The sequence below is a fragment of the Paraburkholderia sp. 22099 genome (genome assembly GCF_052045835.1).
Classification (GTDB): domain Bacteria; phylum Pseudomonadota; class Gammaproteobacteria; order Burkholderiales; family Burkholderiaceae; genus Paraburkholderia; species Paraburkholderia terricola.
Window position 1 is genome coordinate 1 of sequence record NZ_JBQEPU010000094.1, and the last position, 625, is coordinate 625.

The 625-nt window shown below is 60.2% G+C and carries 1 protein-coding gene and 1 pseudogene; both read right to left on the reverse strand.

Annotated features, from left to right (window positions below):
- A pseudogene (locus ACTJLC_RS31790) lies at nucleotides 1–373 on the reverse strand (IS66 family transposase); the annotation flags it as partial.
- Nucleotides 374–403: 30 nt separating this feature from the next.
- A partial coding sequence (gene tnpB / locus ACTJLC_RS31795) for an IS66 family insertion sequence element accessory protein TnpB (protein WP_440846428.1) occupies nucleotides 404–625 on the reverse strand: 222 nt, incomplete at its 5' end.

Sequence of the window (625 nt, forward strand, 5' to 3'; positions counted from 1 at the left end):
ATATGGGGCAAATCGAATCTGGTGTGAGCTCGATTTCATCGCGGGGCAAGTGCGATGGCAGTGGCTCTCGCGTGGGTGCCCGACCGGGTGGCGTCGTCGACGCCTTGTCTCGGTGCCCTCGTGTCTCTGCCGCTCCCTGGCCGGCCGTCAGGTCTTCGAGTTGCGCCTCGAGTTTATCGATCTGCCGAGCCAGTTTCTCGGACTTGCTCCCGAAGTACATTCGCCTGAGCTTGTCGATCTGCGCCTTCAGGCGTTCGATCTCGTCGTCGCGTGCGGCGATCTCCCGCACCATATTCGCGATCGACGTCTGCTGCTCAAGCACCAGGGCCTGAAGCTCAGCGACGGTGGCAGGAAGCGGCGCATGTTTGGGCATGCGTCGCAGTTTACGAGCCTTCTTCGCGGTTTACAACATCGACAGAGCGGTGGTACGTCGCGGCTGCCGCCAGTCAATGCCTTCGAGCAGCATCGACAGCTGGGCGTTCGTCAGATGAATCTTTCCGCCATTGGCCTGGGGCCAGATAAAACGGCCTCGCTCCAATCGTTTTGCGAGCAACCAGAGCCCGTCGTCAGTTGCCCAAAGCAGTTTCACGAGATCACCGCGACGACCGCGAAAGATGAATACATG